20 protein-coding genes are annotated in these 15,657 nt (G+C 65.7%); 9 read left to right on the top strand and 11 right to left on the bottom strand.

Features of this window, described 5'->3' with window-relative positions; all coding sequences use genetic code 11:
- Positions 1–78 precede the first annotated feature (78 nt).
- A complete protein-coding gene (locus tag AXK60_RS06900; protein ID WP_068570337.1) occupies positions 79–429 on the top strand; it encodes a hypothetical protein in 351 nt (116 codons plus the stop codon).
- A gap of 52 nt (positions 430–481) precedes the next feature.
- On the opposite strand, the gene AXK60_RS06895 is transcribed toward AXK60_RS06900, so the two are convergent.
- From AXK60_RS06895 to AXK60_RS06885, 5 genes are all read right to left on the bottom strand, one after another.
- Positions 482–1,090, bottom strand: coding sequence for a recombinase family protein (locus AXK60_RS06895; protein WP_068570336.1), 609 nt, complete (start codon positions 1,088–1,090; stop codon positions 482–484).
- Positions 1,091–1,157: 67 nt separating this feature from the next.
- Entirely contained in the window at positions 1,158–1,721 is a 564-nt protein-coding gene (locus tag AXK60_RS26220; protein WP_139057791.1) for a hypothetical protein, read from the bottom strand.
- Between the two features lie 98 nt (positions 1,722–1,819).
- Complete coding sequence (locus AXK60_RS26815) at positions 1,820–1,996, bottom strand: hypothetical protein (RefSeq protein ID WP_175399948.1); 177 nt, start codon at positions 1,994–1,996, stop codon at positions 1,820–1,822.
- Between the two features lie 356 nt (positions 1,997–2,352).
- Complete coding sequence (locus AXK60_RS06890) at positions 2,353–2,820, bottom strand: hypothetical protein (protein WP_068570335.1); 468 nt, start codon at positions 2,818–2,820, stop codon at positions 2,353–2,355.
- Positions 2,821–2,835: 15 nt separating this feature from the next.
- A complete protein-coding gene (locus AXK60_RS06885; RefSeq protein ID WP_068570334.1) occupies positions 2,836–3,102 on the bottom strand; it encodes a hypothetical protein in 267 nt (88 codons plus the stop codon).
- Between the two features lie 62 nt (positions 3,103–3,164).
- Here AXK60_RS06885 and AXK60_RS06880 point away from each other — a divergent pair, with 62 nt between their 5' ends.
- Positions 3,165–3,851 carry a hypothetical protein gene (locus AXK60_RS06880; protein ID WP_217491761.1) on the top strand — a complete coding sequence of 229 codons (687 nt, stop codon included), beginning with the start codon at positions 3,165–3,167 and terminating at the stop codon, positions 3,849–3,851.
- 8 nt (positions 3,852–3,859) lie between these two features.
- Here the strand turns inward: AXK60_RS06880 and AXK60_RS06875 are convergent, their stop codons facing one another.
- The 3 genes from AXK60_RS06875 to AXK60_RS06865 all read right to left on the bottom strand — a co-directional run bounded on the left by AXK60_RS06875 (position 3,860) and on the right by AXK60_RS06865 (position 6,445).
- Positions 3,860–4,420, bottom strand: a complete 561-nt coding sequence (locus AXK60_RS06875) for a hypothetical protein (RefSeq protein WP_068570332.1) — start codon at positions 4,418–4,420, stop codon at positions 3,860–3,862.
- A gap of 67 nt (positions 4,421–4,487) precedes the next feature.
- On the bottom strand, positions 4,488–5,288 hold the full coding sequence (locus AXK60_RS06870; protein ID WP_068570331.1) for a GIY-YIG nuclease family protein: 801 nt from the start codon (positions 5,286–5,288) through the stop codon (positions 4,488–4,490).
- Positions 5,288–6,445 carry a DNA cytosine methyltransferase gene (locus tag AXK60_RS06865; RefSeq protein WP_068570330.1) on the bottom strand — a complete coding sequence of 386 codons (1,158 nt, stop codon included), beginning with the start codon at positions 6,443–6,445 and terminating at the stop codon, positions 5,288–5,290. Before AXK60_RS06865 ends, AXK60_RS06870 begins: the two co-directional genes overlap by 1 nt.
- Before the next feature lie 175 nt (positions 6,446–6,620).
- On the opposite strand from AXK60_RS06865, the gene AXK60_RS06860 reads away from it, so the two are divergent.
- Entirely contained in the window at positions 6,621–6,998 is a 378-nt protein-coding gene (locus tag AXK60_RS06860; protein ID WP_068570329.1) for a very short patch repair endonuclease, read from the top strand.
- 1 nt (position 6,999) lies between these two features.
- Here the strand turns inward: AXK60_RS06860 and AXK60_RS06855 are convergent, their stop codons facing one another.
- Complete coding sequence (locus AXK60_RS06855; protein ID WP_068570328.1) at positions 7,000–7,980, bottom strand: HNH endonuclease; 981 nt, start codon at positions 7,978–7,980, stop codon at positions 7,000–7,002.
- Between the two features lie 58 nt (positions 7,981–8,038).
- Here AXK60_RS06855 and AXK60_RS06850 point away from each other — a divergent pair, with 58 nt between their 5' ends.
- The 3 genes from AXK60_RS06850 (at position 8,039) to AXK60_RS06840 (ending at position 9,430) form a co-directional block, all read left to right on the top strand.
- Complete coding sequence (locus tag AXK60_RS06850; RefSeq protein WP_068570327.1) at positions 8,039–8,221, top strand: hypothetical protein; 183 nt, start codon at positions 8,039–8,041, stop codon at positions 8,219–8,221.
- Positions 8,222–8,268: 47 nt separating this feature from the next.
- Complete coding sequence (locus AXK60_RS06845) at positions 8,269–8,592, top strand: hypothetical protein (RefSeq protein ID WP_068570326.1); 324 nt, start codon at positions 8,269–8,271, stop codon at positions 8,590–8,592.
- A gap of 616 nt (positions 8,593–9,208) precedes the next feature.
- Complete coding sequence (locus tag AXK60_RS06840; protein ID WP_068570325.1) at positions 9,209–9,430, top strand: transposase; 222 nt, start codon at positions 9,209–9,211, stop codon at positions 9,428–9,430.
- A gap of 202 nt (positions 9,431–9,632) precedes the next feature.
- Here AXK60_RS06840 and istB (AXK60_RS06835) read toward each other — a convergent pair whose 3' ends face one another.
- Together istB (AXK60_RS06835) and istA are read right to left on the bottom strand one after the other, a co-directional pair.
- The gene (gene istB, locus AXK60_RS06835) at positions 9,633–10,421 is read right to left on the bottom strand and encodes an IS21-like element helper ATPase IstB (protein WP_068570324.1); all 789 of its coding nucleotides are present in this window, start codon (positions 10,419–10,421) and stop codon (positions 9,633–9,635) included.
- Positions 10,418–11,845, bottom strand: a complete 1,428-nt coding sequence (gene istA, locus AXK60_RS06830) for an IS21 family transposase (protein ID WP_331710563.1) — start codon at positions 11,843–11,845, stop codon at positions 10,418–10,420. The genes istB (AXK60_RS06835) and istA overlap by 4 nt, the downstream gene beginning before the upstream one ends.
- Positions 11,846–12,017: 172 nt before the next feature.
- Between istA and AXK60_RS06825 the strand changes: the two genes are divergently transcribed.
- The 3 genes from AXK60_RS06825 to AXK60_RS06815 all read left to right on the top strand — a co-directional run bounded on the left by AXK60_RS06825 (position 12,018) and on the right by AXK60_RS06815 (position 15,517).
- Entirely contained in the window at positions 12,018–13,394 is a 1,377-nt protein-coding gene (locus tag AXK60_RS06825) for a Mu transposase domain-containing protein (RefSeq protein ID WP_068570323.1), read from the top strand.
- Entirely contained in the window at positions 13,391–14,236 is an 846-nt protein-coding gene (istB, locus tag AXK60_RS06820) for an IS21-like element helper ATPase IstB (protein WP_068570322.1), read from the top strand. Before AXK60_RS06825 ends, istB (AXK60_RS06820) begins: the two co-directional genes overlap by 4 nt.
- A gap of 993 nt (positions 14,237–15,229) precedes the next feature.
- Positions 15,230–15,517, top strand: coding sequence for a transposase (locus AXK60_RS06815; RefSeq protein ID WP_068570321.1), 288 nt, complete (start codon positions 15,230–15,232; stop codon positions 15,515–15,517).
- Positions 15,518–15,657: the final 140 nt, after the last annotated feature.

Raw genomic sequence — 15,657 nt, 5'->3', positions numbered from 1 at the left:
AACAAGTAGACTTGCATACTGGGGAACAAGTTGATATGTTCTTCGTGTTGGCGGAACACGAGATCAAAGGGGCAGGCCATGAGCAACAACGAAATCCTCACCATCCGACTTGGCTACCGCAAGGCGGGCGAGACGCGTGTCGGCTGGGTGCCGAACATGACCGACGATGAAATCTGGGCAGCAGGCAGCGCGTGGTGGGTTCTGAAGGCTAGCCGCGCTGTCGAGTGTGAGACGTTGCTCATCCTCGATCCTGAGTGCGTGGTGATCGCGGTCGCTGATGTGCTCGGCGTTCGCAAGGAGTTCAAGGATGCCAGTCGATTCGAGATTCTGGGTGACAGGCACGAGGATCACGAGTACCTCGGAAAGGTTGTCGCTCGGGGGAAGTCTCAGAATCCAGTCGCGTACGTGACACCTGACCAGATCGCCTGATCGCATATCGGAGAGGCACCCGCCCTAGTGGGCGGGTGCTTCTGCTGTTCCGCTACCGAGTGCTTGCATCCTCCGCGCGGGCGTCCGCCAGCACGCGGAACACCGTGCTCCGCGAGACCCCGAACAAGGTCATGAGCGCGCTCACGGGCTCGCCCGTCGCGCGCAGGCGTACGAGCTGCGCCTGTTCGGTCGGGCTTAGCTTCGGCGGTCGGGTCGCGGGCAGCCCGCGTGCTCGTCGGGCTTCACGGGACGCTGCGCGACGCTCGCGCCCCAGCTCAAGCTCCAACTCGGCGATGGACGCGAGCACCGAGGCGATCATCCTGCCTGCCGCCGTGGACGTGTCGATCCCCTCGCGCAGGCTCCGCAGCGGGATGCCCCTGGCGCTCAGCTCCGCGATGGTGCTCGACACCTCGGCGACCGAGCGCCCCAAGCGGTCGATCCCGACCACCACGATCACGTCGCCCGCACGGGCGTAGTCCAGGAGCGCGGCGAGTCCAGGGCGCTCGGTTCCCGCTTTCCCGCTGAGGCGATCCCCGAACATGCGCTCCTTCGGCACGCCGTACTCGATCAGCGCGTCCTCCTGCTGATCCGTCGTCTGGTTCATCGTGCTCACGCGCATGTAGCCGAGGAGGTGCGGGGTGGCGGCGGTGTCAGTTCCCATGCTTCCCAGTGTCGGACGGGGCGACCGTACGCTCGGTGGAGGCGCTGTCATGTCCCGAGCGCGAAGATCAATTCTCGGCGGGTCGTGCAGTCTCGGTGCTCGCAGAAACGGTCGGTTCCCTGCTATCTGATGGACCGTAGTAGGTGTGATACGAACTCACGAGGCGCGTACTCGCCGCGTTGATTTTCGCCTTCGCTTCGACTGCCACTTGCGGGTTCGCTTGCTTCCCCTTTTGCTCCGCAGTGAGCGCCTTGTGGATGCATGAGTTGGCGCTTCCGCATGCGCTGACCAGGGCGTCCACATCGGTGATAAGCCGGGCATCGACGAGCTTGACGGGCTGAGCTGCGGCGGTCACATCGGAGAGATGCACAACGATCAGACTGCGCGCGTCAGCGAACGAAAGTGACCCGTCGCGTATCTTGCCGAGCGCAGCCTTCACCGCTTCGGTGTGCCCAAGCAACGTGGCTACATGCTGCGTTGTTGAGTCGCGACGATGCTTGTCGCGCTCGCGTTGGGCCGCGTGCCTGTTGTTCCACCAAATACCGATTAATGCGCCACCTGCGGCAATGAGCGCGGCGAGAGCGGTGGCGAGCGGCGCGTATGTGCTGATCCATGAGGGGGGATCGGTCACCAAGCGCACGGTCATTTCGGGGGAAACTGGCGACGTGGATGGTGGTGGGAGCGGGGGCGGCGGAGGAGTGGGAACCATCGTGGGCGATTCTAGCCGCGCTACAACCTGCGTGTATCGAGTCCCCGCGACAGCTCATCGAGCCACGCCGAGGCGCTGCCCGCGCCCCTGATCGTGAGGGTGCCATCGGGCGCGCGCCATAGGTCGCCGATGTGCACGGTCACGCCGAGCTGCTCTGCTTGCTCGACCACTTCGCGTTCGTCGTCTGCCCAGTTCATTGGGTGATCACCTCCGCCTTCCATGCTCCGCGAGGAGGATCGCCGAGCACCAGCGACGGCGCGCAAGGTCAACGTCCGCCCTTGTGCGGAACAGGGACACCAGCCCGACGAAGTGCCGCAGCCGCGTTCCTCAGCGACCGCCAGTCCGAGGGCGTGGCTGGCATCGTGATGGGAGGCGCGTCCACGTCGGGCGGTGGGATCAGTCGCGGGTGGATGCGACGTGCTCGGTGCTGCACGGTCCAGCCGTGTTCCTGTGCAAGACGGATCAATTCGCGTGGGTTCATGCTGTCCAGCGTCGCCCGAGAAGGTCGAGGTCGGGTGACCGTCAGGGTCACGTCCCGAGGTGCTGACCGTGACTACCTCGCGGTGGGGAAGATGCCGAGCTGATCCCATGCCTGCTCCCAGCGGATCACGCGGTGGGTCTCGATCCGATGGTGCGTGCTGGCGTCGTTGTCTCGGCGGTGACCGCCGTGATCGTCGAGGTACTTCTGGTGGCGAACGTGGATGTCGTTCGCGATCCACCACGCGGGGACCACGTAGTAGGTCGGCTGGTCGTCGGAGAAGTCGACCAGAATCCAGTACTCGTTCACGACGGTAGGTTCGGTCTGCGGTGATCCCTCGGAGGTCGAGGTCTGCCAGTCGCCCGATGTTCGGTACTTGACCCGCAGCTTGATCTTGCGGGTCTCCTGGGCGTTCGTCGCGGCTACGCGGACCTGCTTGCCCGAGATGTCTAGGGCGGCGATTCCTCCGCGTCGCAGAACTTCAGCGGTGACGAGGTGACCCGCTGCGCGGAGGAGGTTGCTCTGACTGACCTTGGGGTACATGTGGACTCTGCCCGCCTAGTGGTTGTTGGTCCAGGGCGACTGCTTGTCACGGTAGTCGGGGTCGGCGTCCACCCAACGGGTGATCGGGTGCGCGTCGCGGACAAACTTGATCCGACGTTGAAGCTCCGTGATGTCATCGCTGACCTCGCCAGAATCCCGCTCAATCGCTTCGTCTACCAGTTCGTCAAGGTCGGGAGGCGGACCCGCTGCAACGACGGCTTGGAGCACGAACAGTTCACGGGTGAGGTTCGCGTGGAACTTCGCAGCCTTAGGCGATGCCATGCGGTGAATCCTGGCATACCGCCCCCGCCTCGTATCGCGGATCGCGTGCCATGATTCCCCGCATGACTGTGGACGACGCGACCAGCTCGAACGACCTCGCGGTGGCGTTCGCGGTGCTGTCGGACTTTCTCAGTGAGAACGACCTCACCGCGCAGCTCGCGCGGGTCGAATCCGCACTCGTCGAAGCCACGGTGACCGATGCCGCCGAGGTGGTCGCCGAGCACGGACTGACTTCCGAGCTGCTAACGGCGGCGCTCTCCGTGCGGTCCACGGTTGGACGGCTGAACGACGTGATCCACGCGGCGACCATTGCGCTGGTGTTGCCTCAGATTCTCGAACCAGGCGAGCGCGTGACGAACCGCCCGTCGCTCGGTGCTGGCAACGACAAGAGCCGACCGTTCGACTTGGAGACCGACAGGCGAATCGCCGAGTTCAAGGTGGCGCAGTGGAAGGGAGCGGACGCGATGCGTAAGCGCGGAGTGTTCGCGGACCTGGTGCATCTGGCGATGGACGAGACGAATCGGCATGCCCAGCTGTTCGTTGTTGGGGACGCCCCGACGCGCTTCCTTCGAACGTCGGCAGCGAAGGCATCGTGGGGTTTGGAGAAGTCGTCGGCGCGCACGCGCGAGCGGTACGCGGCGAGGTTCGATCCGAGCTGGGAGATGTCGGTCGCGGAGTTCACTGCTGGACCTGCCGCGCGTATCGAGCTGGTAGACCTACGCGAACTAGTGCCTGGGCTGGCTCTGTAGAGCGGCTCCTACGAGTTCCGCTCGGTCACCTCGTCGAAGGTCCAGCCCAAGTCGCGTAGGTGGAATCGCCCGTCGGTGTCGGGCGCGAGCGGTGTGGTCTCGTCCAGTTCGACGTGATGGACGAGGGCGGTGTCCCCGTTCCACGACAGGGTGTGCCCGCCCTCGGTCGTCGCGATGACCCGTTCCAGGGTCTCGCGATCCACGATGGGGGTCGCCCACCCGTTCCACGGTGCGTCGAATCCATAGCAGAAGTACAGGTCTGTGGTGTCGTACCAGCCGTCCATGCTGAACCTGTGCGGTGGAGCGTCGTCGGGGAATACGCGCTCGAACGGCCGCCCGAGTTCGAGGACGTAGCGGTTCTCGGGGTACGCGCCGACGCGCTCGAACTCGTCGCCGATCACGGCGGTGTCCTTATCCCATTGCAGCGCCAGCCCGAGTGCCGAGCACACGGCGGCGAGGGTGTCGGCGGTGACGATGGGAACCGCCCAGCCCTCCCACGGGTCGGTGAACTCGACGGCGGTCCAAGTCTGATCCGCGCCCGCGACGGTGAACTGCGCGCTGCTGCTCATGGCTTCCAGGGTAGGGCGACGGGCTGACACCCGTGTCCGTGCGCCCACGGGCGCTGTCACGTCCCTGCTACTCGTCCTCGTCTCTGTTCTTGCCGTCGGGATCGGACGGCTCGTACAGGACGGTGCCGACCAGTCCCTCGACCGAGATAGCCGCCGCGTCGGGTTCGGGACGACCTTCGACCTCAGCCAGCCGAACAGCGGAGATGTACGCGAGTCGCACAGCCTGGATCACCAGCACACGCCGCAGACCGTCGGAGACCTCGCCGCGCTCGTGGGCGACGGCGGCGAGCCTGGATATGGTCTCCGCACGACGGGCGATCCGTACGTCCGCGTGCCCGCGCTCCGCTCTCGTCTTCTCGGAGATGAGCGGGAAGGTGTACGCCTGCGGTAGTTCGATGGGGTCGGAGAGCGGCGGAATTTTCTCGTTGAGGATCGCGCCGAACTTGCTGTCCGCGATTGCCTCTAGATACGCCGAGTACTCATACGCATCGAGGAGCCGCTTCGTCGGCTTGTCCTTCGCGGGCATGTTCTGCAAGTCCCACAGCGGCCACATCCGTAGCTCGGCGACCTCGAAGATGTCGAGGATGCGCATCGCGACGGCATCGGTGCGCTGGTTCGTCAGGTGCCGATTGAGGCGAGTCGAGAGCTTCTCGCTTGTCTGCCCCACGTAGATCGGTTCGCCGTCGTAGTCGAAGAAGCCGTACACGCCCCACTTCGCCGCCGAGATTTGCCTGCCCTGATCGTCTTTCGCCTTCTTCGCGGCGTCGAACAGCTTTCTGAACTCCTGGACCAGGGGCGCTGGAACGTCTTTTGGGCTCGGCTTCGTGCTCTTCTTGGCGCTCGTGCTGGCGCGGCTTGTGCTCGCCATCAGATCGCTTCCCGCGCACCGTCGGACTGGGACGCGAGGGTGCCCTTCACCAGCGGCATCAGGTAGTGCTCTGCCAGCCAGGAGACTGCGGGAACCGCCACCGCGTCGCCGAAGCCGAACAGAGCCTGGTTGTTCCGCGCGGCGCTCAGGTCGTAGTCGCCAGCGCCCATGAGGCGGGCATACTCGCGGGGGGTCATCCATCGGACTTGGAGACGCTTGTTTCCGAGGCGGACTACCGCCTGCTTCGACGAGCCTCCCCGCGCGGTGCGTAGGCAGCCCGAGATGTCGTCGGGGCGGACCTCCCATACCGCGACGCCCTTGCGGGTCCGTCGGTACGCGGTGCGGTACTTGACGCCCGTGCCCCGCTTCAAGTCCGCGACGCGCTCACGCTGCGTCGGGGATAGCGATCCGACGAATGCCTCAGTTCGCTTCGCATCCCACCATCGTTCGTCGTCGAGCGGCATCTCTTCGATTTCCGCGCCGAGCCCCTCGGTCATCGGTGCGGGAGGCGCGGGAAGCGCCGCGCGGTGGGTGCGCAGGCTCTCGTCGCCATACACCCATTGGAGCCAGTCGGGGCGCAGTTCGGAGTTCGGCTCGGCGATGTCCTCGGGAGGGTTCTGCGCCCCCACAAGGAACAGGCGCGGGCGGGACTGCGGGACGAATCGGCGCGCGTCAATCGAGAGAACATCGACGGAGTAACCCAGTCCGTTGAACGCACGGATCGCAGCGGCGAGATCGTCGCCCCCGTGGGAGGTCGCCAGTCCGACGACATTCTCAAGGACAACGGTCGCGGGGCGGTGATCGCCCAGCTCTTCGAGCAGTCGGATGAAGTGCCAGAACGTGCCCGACTGCTCCCCCGCGAATCCCGCGCGGTTACCCGCGAGCGACAGGTCCGTACAGGGGGACGATGCCCACGCCAACGACGCGTCGGTGGGAAGCGCGTCGGCTTCAACCTTGCCGATGTCGCCCAGCGCGAAATGCTCCGTGTCGGACTCGCCGAACTGCGCTTCGTACATCGCCTTCTTGTCGGGCTCGTAGTCGTTCGCCCACGCGACGCGGAACCCCGCAGACTCCAAGCCGAGGCGGGCGAGTCCGATGCCCGCGAAGAACTCCAACACCTTCGGGCGGGCAGCATCGAGCGGCGTCACGTTCTCCATGCGCGTGATCCTATCGAGGGCCACCCTCATGCTCTGTGAGGCAGGGCGGGGCGAGCCCCGATGAATCGTGCGCGAGCTGGGCAGATCGTCAGGAGCGGCTCACACTGGCACTGTGACCGCCGAAGGACCGTCCGCCAGCGCGAGCTGGGCATCCACTCCCGCTGTCCGCGCGTCGATGAGGTCCAACCGCAGGAAAGACACGCTCCCCGAGTTGGCGGTGCGGCGGCTCCTCCACGCCGCTGGGATGAGATACCGAGTGGATTTCGCGCCGTCGGCGAGCAACAGGAGACGCAGGGCGGATGTTGTGTTCACCCGAGCGAGGGTCGTCGTCTTCATCGACGGATGCTTCTGGCACGGGTGCCCGCAGCACTTCCGCGCCCCGAGCACGCGCACGGCCTACTGGGGTCCGAAGATCGCTGTGAACCGCGCCCGCGACGACGATACCGACGCGATGCTCACCGCTGAGGGTTGGACCGTACTGCGGTTCTGGGCGCATGAGCAGGCAGCCGATGTTGCAGCGTCGATCATCGAGGCGGTTCGGTCTCGGCAGTAACCTAGATGACAGCGTTCGAAGTGAGCAGCCCAGCAAGCTGATCTGGCGTGAGCCACGGAGCGCGGCGATGGATCATGCGGTGGCAGTTCGCACATAGCACGATCAGTTCGTCCAGCCCATTGACCACCTCGTCGGTTACGTGCAGGGGCACGCGGTGGTGGACCTCGGCGTACCCCTCGCCGTGCTCGCCGTAGACCTTGCCGAAGTCGAAGCTGCACACCTCGCAGAACACGCGCCCCTGGTGGGCAGCGCGGAACTGCGCGAGCTTGGTGTCGCGGAGTCCGCGATCCCGCTCCCGCACCGTTGTCATGCGCCGCAGCACCTTGCCCTCGGCAGCGGTCACGATCTCGGTCCCGCTCGCTTCCGTGTAGACCGAGGTGTCCTCATCTCTGTCCGTGCCCAGCCCCCGTACCTCGCTGGCGAGGCGGTGCATCGTCTCGTAGTCGGCTGCGAACGCGGCTGCCATCGCCTTCGTGGCTCGCCCGCCCTTCGTTGCGGACGCGTGGTAATCGGGGTGGGCTGAGCGGAGGTCTTCGAGCTTGCGGTGCACGCTCGATGGGCTACGGAATTCGGGCGACAGCGCGAGATCAGGCTGTTGCTCGCGAAGAAACTCGGACAGTGCCTGCACTTCGTCGGTGTGCGCCCTCGGGGACACCCACTCGCTGCTCGCAAGGAGGTCGCAGGCGAGCAACAGCTCGTCCCACGTCCAGTCGGCGTCACCCGTGACGACGAAGCCAAGCGCCCGTAGTTCGTCCGAGACGGCGGCTCCGCCTTGGAAGTCAGAGGAGCCGACGCGCCGCCCCGTCACCAGGCGATGAGCGAACCCCGCGACCGCCTTCGAGTCGTATGCCTGACCACCGTGGATCAGGAAGTACTCCCGCGCCCCTTTGAACCCGTTGTCGGCGAGGAACCGATCCCGCCCCTGTTCATCGCACTCGGCGATGGCGGAGAGCACGGCGTCGCGGGTGAGCGTGAGCTTCATGGGGGATATCTAGCAGAGGGCACCGACAAGGGGGCCGTGTTCATGCGACGATCTGGACATGGGGGACACCACACTGCGCGACGATGACGATGCTGCGCCCGCCCTGCCCGCGTGGGTCGAGTCGATCTTCTCCGATGAGCGCGCATACTGGACCGCCCTCCGCGACGGCGGCGCGATCACGGTCGAGGAGGGCTGGGAGATGGCGCAGCGCGAGTGGGGCGGGAACGGACCTCGCGTTTAAGGGGGAGCCAACCAGCGCGTTGGTGTGACCCGGCAAGGTTGTGGAGCATGACGCATATCAAAGTGGAGATCGACGGGCTCACTCTCGGCACTGTTGCCACCGTCCAGCAGGCTGATGCGGTACGCCGAACGCTGGCAGCGGCGATGGGGAATCTATCGAGCCAAGTCCTAGTGCGGCTGGTGAACGTCGCGGCTAGGGGTGGGTACTCGCTTGTCGACCTGACTACACCGACTGTCGAGATCGTTGAGTACATGCGGCGTGACCTCGACAGGGCGAGGATGGGGATGGCGAACGACAGCAGGCCCACTTCTATGGGGGTGAAGGGCTACGTGCTCTGGGCGGAGGACCAGATCGAGAAGCAGGGCCAGTGATCGCCGTCGCGGGTGGGCACGGAATGGGCACACCTTCCAGAAAGCAGCCGTAATCAGAACACGCCAGCGACGCTCATATATGCAGGTCAGGGCGGGTGAAAGAGCGGTAACCAGGCGAATGGAAGGGGTTCAAGTCCCCCTTCGCCCACAATGAGCAGTTCTATGAACTGCAGCACCCGGGGTCACGAACTCGAAAGAGCTCGTGACCCCGGGTTTTGTAGTTTCTGAGGTGGTGTGACGAGCTTGGATGTCGCATGGCGTCGGAATTGGTCTACTCGCCGGCTACTTGCTGCGACGCCAAGTGCGCCAGCATCGCCTTCGACACGATCTGCGCCCAGCGACTCAAGTGGGGAATCTCCGCCGGGTTGGTCTGCTCCATAGTTGATCGCCGCGAGCATCCGTATCAGCGTCACCACCGGAGGCGACCAGGTTGGTTTGACCACGCGCGAGGTGGGTCCACTGAGGGTCGCGCTCAGGCGACGTGTGCGAATGGCGAGACAAGATGTATCCCTTGGTGGACCGCTCGCGTCGCGCTGGCGTGTTCCCGGTAGATCGGTCCATCCCTGACTGGAGTCCGTGATCGCCCCGAGGTGAGGCAGGTAGGACACTGATTGGTATGGCTGGTCGGAAGAGGCATTCGGCGGAGGAGATCGTCCGGAAGCTGCGGCGCGCTGATGAGCTCGCTGCGGCGGGGTCAACGGGTGAGCAGATCGCGGCGGAGTTGGAGGTGTCGGCGGCGACGTTGTACAACTGGCGCCGCAGTCACGGCGGTATGGATGTCGATGCCGCGCGCGAGCTTAACCTCGGTCTTTCGTGGGTGAGGTCGTGTCGGATATGAAGAAAGGTGCTCTGAGCGGGAAGAATAGGGGTTACCACACACCGTATTCACCGCACTCGAAGGAGCACCTTTCCGGTGAGCAAGTCTACGTCCTGTTACCCGGCTCTTGTCGCTTGCCAGGGTGATGGGACCACCTGGTTGCCGCGAGCATGGGACCACCTTGGAGTGCGCTTGTGAGGATGCATCGTGGTGGCGGTCGGCGTCAAGCGCTCCGGTCTGGGCGGGTGCGTTGGCGGTAGGACGGGCCTTCGATGACGAGGGTGTGCGCGTTGCTGGTGAGCCTGTCGATCGCTGACTGGGCCAGGAGGGTGTCGGCGGTCATCGTGAGCCATTCGGAGGGCTCGCGGTTGCTGGTGACGATGGTGCTGCGGGCCTGGTGCCGTTCGACGACGAGCTCGTAGAAGTCGTTGGTCTCGGTGGCGTCGAGGGGCCGCAACGCGAAGTCGTCGATGATCAGCACGTCGACGCTGCTCAGTCGGCGGAGTTCGGCGTCGACGGTGTTGTCGAGGCGGGCGGCGCGGAGGCGGGTGAACAGTTTGTCGGCGCGGGCGAACAGCACGGTGTTGCGGTGTCGGCCGATCACCATGTGCCCCAGTCCTGTTGCGAGGTGGGTCTTGCCGACTCCGACCGGGCCGAGGATGATCGCGGACTGACCGGCGTCGACGAACCGCAGCGAGGTGAGGTCACTGAGCAGGGTGCGGTCGTAGCGCAGGTCGGGGGCGGCGTTCCAGCCTTCGATGCGCATGCTCTGGTCGAGCCCTGCCTTCGTTGCTCGTAGTGTCGCCGAACGGGATTGGCGTCGTGACACTTCATCGGCGAGCAGCGCTTGGAGGAATCCGATGTGGGACAGGTCGTGCTGTCGGGCGAGGGCGGCTCGTTCGGGCAGGGTGTCGGCGAGCGCGCCGAGCTTGAGAGCCTTGAGGAGGGCGAGCATATCGGCGCCGATGGGTTCGGTCGGGCCTGCTACGCGGGGCGTGCGGGTGGTGGTCATCGGTTGCTCTCCTGGTCAGGATCGGCGTCTTCCGGCAGGGGTGGGACTGCTGTGATATGGCGTGTGGGAACGGTGAATTCAGATGGGTCGCGGGCGAACCGGGTATGTCCGGCGCCGGCCGCGGCGGGCAGCTGCGGGGTGGCGGTCTCGGTGCCGGCGGCGAGCATTGAGCTGATCTTGCTCACCGAGATCACATCCATGACCAGCGCGGTCTCGCAGGCCGCGTCGACCGGGCTGGGGCCGTAGCGTTTGACCAGCCCGATCAAGGCATAGACGGACCGCATCCGCGTCCATGGCAGCGGATGGTCGAGGATCCGCTCGGCGTAGATCCCGACGTGATAGCCGTGACCGGCGCAGGTAGCGACGAGTGTGGTGAGATCACGCATCGCGTAGCCGACGTTGTCCTCGGGCAGGTCAGCCCGATCGGTATGGCGGGCGCCGGGCCGTTGCCGGGGATGCACCTTGACCAGCTGTCCGCGGTGGTAGAACTTCACCAGCTCACTGTCGGCGCGGGCATCGAGCGTGACGCCGATCCACTGCCCGGGCAGTGAGTACAACGCCTTACCGATCTCGGCATGGAAGTCCTTGTGCACCTTCACCTGCTTGAGGATCGGCTGATCGTATCGGGCGGGGACTGGCAGCAGCTGAGGCTGCTCGGCTGCGGTGAACACCTCCAGCGGACGAGCGCACGTGGTGCCGTGCACCCGCATGCCGGCGACCTCCCGGCACCACCGCTCCGCCCGGGCCTGCGCGTCGTCAAGATCAGTGAAATGCTCACCAGCCCAGAAGTTGCCGCGCACATACTGCACGGCACGTTCGACCCGAGGCTTGTCCTTCGGGGACCGCACCCTTGCCGGGTCGGTGCCGAACCCGACGTGCTGCGCGTAATCCAACCACCCGTCGCCGAGCGTCGGAGTGAGCTGATCAGCATGATTGACAACAGGTTTGAGATTGTCAGGCACGATCACCGCGAACACACCGCCGAAGAACTCCCACGCCGCCTCACAGCCCGCGATCACCGCCGACAGCGTCTGCGAGTACGTCAGCCACACGAACTGATGCCGCGAGTAGACCGCGCTGAAGATCAACGCGTGCACCTTCCGCCGCCGACCGGTGTGCGGGTCATCAAGCATCCCCATGTAGGCGAAGTCGAGCTGGCACTCGACCCCGGGGTCGCCGTCCGCGACCCGCACCGTGCTCTCACGACGACCAAAACCGCAATGCTCCGAAGCGAATCGATGCAACGTCCGATACGGCACATCGCAGCCCTGCCGGGCGAGCAGAGTATGGATCTTCGTCACCGACAGTGGCCGGTCACCACCCTCACCGGCCACCCAGGCTGTGATCTGCTCCTGATGCGGCGCCAACGCATCCCACGCCGCACCATGCCCGGACGTACGTACCGGCCGGACCGCTGCGACCACTGCCGCGACCAGCTCATCATCGATCCGCTCCGGGCTGACTGCGCTCTTTGATTCTCCCCAGTTCTGCTAACTGAATCTCCTCACTTGTGTGCATCCGTCAAGTAAATGGGCGGGCCTTCTCCGATGCTGGTGGTCTCTAACACGCACCAGCTCGAGGAAGGCCCGCTCGTTCATGCTCACACAAGGAGAGACCGTGGAAGCACATGCCCTGCGCAAGCAGGGGTGGACGATCTCAGCGATCGCCCGTCATCTTGGTCGGGACCGGAAGACGGTCCGAAACTATCTGAACGGGGTAACCGAACCCGGTGTCCGGCAACGGGAGGCTGATCCGTTCGAGCCGTTCATCGAGTACGTCACCTCTCGGCTGCTGGAGGACCCACATCTGTGGGCGCAGACCTTGTTCGACGAGCTCGTCGGCCTGAACTTCGATCAGTCGTATTCGTCGCTGACGCGGCAGATCCGGGCCCGTGGACTGCGGCCGGTATGCCCGCAGTGCACGACCGCGACGAACCGGCCGAACGCGGTGATCGAGCACCCGCCAGGGGAAGAGACGCAATGGGATTGGCTGGATCTGCCGGATCCGCCCGCGTCGTGGGGGTGGGGCAAGACCGCGCACCTGCTGGTCGGCACCTTCTCGTGCTCGGGCCGGTGGCTCGGCTACCTGGCACCGAATATGACCCGCCCGCAGCTGATCGCCGGCCTGGACCGGATCACCCGCCAGCTCGGTGGGGTGACCCGGCGGTGGCGGTTCGACCGGATGGCGACGGTCTGCTACCCGTCATCCGGTGACCTGACAGCTGAATTCGCCTCGGTGGCCAAGTATTACGGCGTCAGCGTCGATATCTGCCCACCGCGCAGCGGTCACCGCAAAGGTGTCGTGGAGGGCGAGAACCGGAGCATCGCGCAACGGTGGTGGCGGACCCTGCCGGACAAGATGACCGCGGAGCGGGCCCAAGCGTCCCTCGATGAGCACTGCCGGGTCCGCGCCGATACCCGGATGCGGGCCACCCGCGATGGCCGCAGCTCGGTACTGACCGTCGCTGCCAGCGAGCCGCTCACACCGCCACCGCCGACGCCGTATCCCGCGGTTCCGTGTGAGCCGAGGAAGGCCTCAAGGCAGGCGCTGGTGGCCTGGCGCGGCAATCAGTACTCGGTGCCGCCGGAGTTGGCGATGGGCGAGGTCACCATCACCCAGCGGCTCGGCGACCAGCACATCGATATCGCCACCACTGGCGGGATTGTCATCGCCCGGCACCGGCTCGCCGCCCCCGGCACCGGGACGCAGGTCCGCGACACAGGTCACGTGCACGCCTTGAACACGGCAGCGATGGCGGCAGCCTCGGCCACCGACGGACGCCCGCATCGCCGAAAAGAGCGGATCCCGCCCGGCGAACGCTCACAGCAGGCTGCGCAAGCCCTGCGCGAGAACACCTCTCCCATTCCCAGCCGACCCGCTGACCGACCGGCACCCACCACGGCATCGGATGCCGTAGTGATCGACCTCACCGCCTACGAGGCGGCCGCACAGAACAGGAACACCCTCCTATGACCAGCACCAGCACCAGCAGCAGCACCAGCGGCAGCGGCAGCGGGGTTTCCACGGCGTCGTTGTATCAACAACTGCGCAGTCATCTCGCTGTCCTCAAACTCGATGCCGCCGCAGCGGCGCTACCCAGCGTCCTGGAGACCGCGACGAAGCAAAAGTGGACTATGACAGCGACATTGGAGCACCTGCTGGCCGTGGAGGTCGACGCCACCGAAGCCCGGCGGCTGGCCGGCCGGATGCGCTTCGCGTGCCTGCCCACGGGGGCAACGCTCGCCGACTTCGACTTCGACGCCGCACCAGGCGTTGATCAGGCGTTGATCCGTGAGCTCGGGACCTGCGCCTACCTCGAATCCGCGACGAATGTGATGCTCGTCGGGCCGGCCGGCACCGGCAAGACCCACCTCGCCGTCGGTCTCGCCCACGCAGCGGTGCACGCCGGGTACCGCACCTACGTCACCACCGCCGCAGACCTTGCTGCCCGCCGCCACAAAGCAGCGATCGAAGGCCGCTGGTCGACGACCATGCGGTTCTTCGCCGGCCCGACACTGCTCGTCATCGATGAACTCGGCTACCTACCTCTACCCGCTGAGGCCGCATCCGCATTGTTTCAGGTTGTCGCACAACGGTATCTGAAGACCTCGATCCTCATCACCACCAACCGATCCGTCTCCGAGTGGGGTGAAGTCCTCGGCGACACCACCGTCGCCGCCGCGATGCTCGACCGGCTCCTGCACCGCTCCGTCGTCCTCAAGCTCGACGGCGACAGCTACCGCCTCCGAGACCACCACGCCCGCAACGAAACCCACCGGACAGCCATCGCACCCACCCGCCGACCGCTACAATAGCCCCGCACCCAGGTGGGGAATTTCAATGAGCATCACTGGGGAATTTCGATGAGCCTCGTCACCCGCCGGATCCGACCGGGCCAGCCCCACCGCCTCAGCTGCCTCAACATACCGGCGGACTGTCTTACGATCCACCCCGCACCGCTCGGCGACCTTCCGATACCCCGGCGCAGGACCGGCGCCGCCCGCCCCGAGCCACACCCGGAGCACCTCACGAACCTCGTACACACTGACCTCCCGAAACGCCATGCCCGTCATCGAACGGGCAAACCAGGGGACCACCCGACGCGACGCGCCGGGTGGTCCCATAACTGGCAATCCAGGTGGGCCCATGCACCTGGCAGAAATCAGCTCAGGGTGGTCCCATTCTCATGGCAGACGACACGACTCAGGGTGGACCATTCGAGATATCCCCCGGAGATCACAACGAGGTCCGCCGGGCGATCCAATGGACGCCGGGCGGGCATCGTTGCCTGCCGTCAGTTGAGATCCGTCTGCCCGGGCTCCGGTGGGCTGTCATCGTTCGCGCCGGGGCCATTGAAGGTCGTCTGCCCGGGTTCCGGCGGACCTTGAGGTGGTGTCGTTGTAGTAGCACCAGGCCCCGTGAATGTGGTCTGGCCGGGCTCGGGCACTCCCTGCGGTGCTGTGGTCACACCACCGGGTCGTGGCACGGTGGTCGTATTCGTGGTGTGCGGAGTCGGTTTGGCGGCGGGAGCCGACGTGGTGGGGTGTGCAGGCGTTCCACCGCTGTGCGGTGCTGTCGTGCCCGCGTGCTCCGGTGCTTCGTGACCGACGGTGGGGGCTCCCGCGACCGATGCGGTGCTGGAGCTCGGGGATGCCGGTACCGAGGGGCTCGTGGTCGTACCGGGCGTGTCGGAATCCCCGCAGCCGGAGAGGACGAGCGTCAAGCCGGCTGCCGCGGCGATGGAGCTTGACCCGGTTCTCCGGACACCTGATCTGTAGCGTCGATGCTGCAGGAGAGGAGTCCGAGTCATGCCCGCTGCCCATCCTGAGGAGTTCCGCCGTCGCGCGGTGAACCTGACCCGTGAGGACGGTGCTTCCGTCGCGCAGATCGCCAAGGACCTCGGTATCTCCGAGTCGTGTTTGCGCAGGTGGATGAGCATCGACGATGTCGATGCCGGCCGCAAAGAAGGCCTGAGCACCACCGAACGCGCGGAGCTGGCCCAGCTGCGCCGCGATAAGAAGCGCCTGGAACAGGAGGTGGAGATCCTCAAACGCGCCAGCGCGTACTTCGCGCGGGAGAACATCCTCCCAAAATAGGATTCCGGCTGGTCTGTGAACTCGCCGCCGACGGGTTCTCCGTCGCGGTGGCCTGCCGGGTCCTGAACGTCTCGACATCGGGCTTCTACGAGTGGCGGAGCCGTCCCGCCTCTGCGCGGGACGAGTCAGATGCTCACCTG

The organism is Tsukamurella pseudospumae, assembly GCF_001575195.1.
Lineage (GTDB): Bacteria > Actinomycetota > Actinomycetes > Mycobacteriales > Mycobacteriaceae > Tsukamurella > Tsukamurella pseudospumae.
The sequence above is the reverse complement of the archived record's forward strand: the minus strand, read 5'-3'. Positions and strand labels throughout refer to the sequence as shown.

Bases quoted from the DNA above. Each gene is read 5' to 3' on its own strand.
- AXK60_RS06895 (WP_068570336.1), bottom strand. From the start codon at position 1,090: ATGGGAACTGACACCGCCGCCACCCCGCACCTCCTCGGCTACATGCGC.
- AXK60_RS26815 (WP_175399948.1), bottom strand. From the start codon at position 1,996: ATGAACTGGGCAGACGACGAACGCGAAGTGGTCGAGCAAGCAGAGCAG.
- istB (WP_068570324.1), bottom strand. From the start codon at position 10,421: ATGACCACCACCCGCACGCCCCGCGTAGCAGGCCCGACCGAACCCATC.
- AXK60_RS06825 (WP_068570323.1), top strand. From the start codon at position 12,018: ATGCTCACACAAGGAGAGACCGTGGAAGCACATGCCCTGCGCAAGCAG.
- AXK60_RS06880 (WP_217491761.1), top strand. From the start codon at position 3,165: ATGACTGTGGACGACGCGACCAGCTCGAACGACCTCGCGGTGGCGTTC.
- AXK60_RS06890 (WP_068570335.1), bottom strand. From the start codon at position 2,820: ATGTACCCCAAGGTCAGTCAGAGCAACCTCCTCCGCGCAGCGGGTCAC.
- AXK60_RS06845 (WP_068570326.1), top strand. From the start codon at position 8,269: ATGACGCATATCAAAGTGGAGATCGACGGGCTCACTCTCGGCACTGTT.
- AXK60_RS06855 (WP_068570328.1), bottom strand. From the start codon at position 7,980: ATGAAGCTCACGCTCACCCGCGACGCCGTGCTCTCCGCCATCGCCGAG.
- AXK60_RS06875 (WP_068570332.1), bottom strand. From the start codon at position 4,420: ATGAGCAGCAGCGCGCAGTTCACCGTCGCGGGCGCGGATCAGACTTGG.
- AXK60_RS06860 (WP_068570329.1), top strand. From the start codon at position 6,621: ATGAGGTCCAACCGCAGGAAAGACACGCTCCCCGAGTTGGCGGTGCGG.
- AXK60_RS06840 (WP_068570325.1), top strand. From the start codon at position 9,209: ATGGCTGGTCGGAAGAGGCATTCGGCGGAGGAGATCGTCCGGAAGCTG.
- AXK60_RS06885 (WP_068570334.1), bottom strand. From the start codon at position 3,102: ATGGCATCGCCTAAGGCTGCGAAGTTCCACGCGAACCTCACCCGTGAA.
- AXK60_RS06815 (WP_068570321.1), top strand. From the start codon at position 15,230: ATGCCCGCTGCCCATCCTGAGGAGTTCCGCCGTCGCGCGGTGAACCTG.
- AXK60_RS06865 (WP_068570330.1), bottom strand. From the start codon at position 6,445: ATGGAGAACGTGACGCCGCTCGATGCTGCCCGCCCGAAGGTGTTGGAG.
- AXK60_RS06850 (WP_068570327.1), top strand. From the start codon at position 8,039: ATGGGGGACACCACACTGCGCGACGATGACGATGCTGCGCCCGCCCTG.
- AXK60_RS06870 (WP_068570331.1), bottom strand. From the start codon at position 5,288: ATGGCGAGCACAAGCCGCGCCAGCACGAGCGCCAAGAAGAGCACGAAG.
- AXK60_RS06900 (WP_068570337.1), top strand. From the start codon at position 79: ATGAGCAACAACGAAATCCTCACCATCCGACTTGGCTACCGCAAGGCG.
- istB (WP_068570322.1), top strand. From the start codon at position 13,391: ATGACCAGCACCAGCACCAGCAGCAGCACCAGCGGCAGCGGCAGCGGG.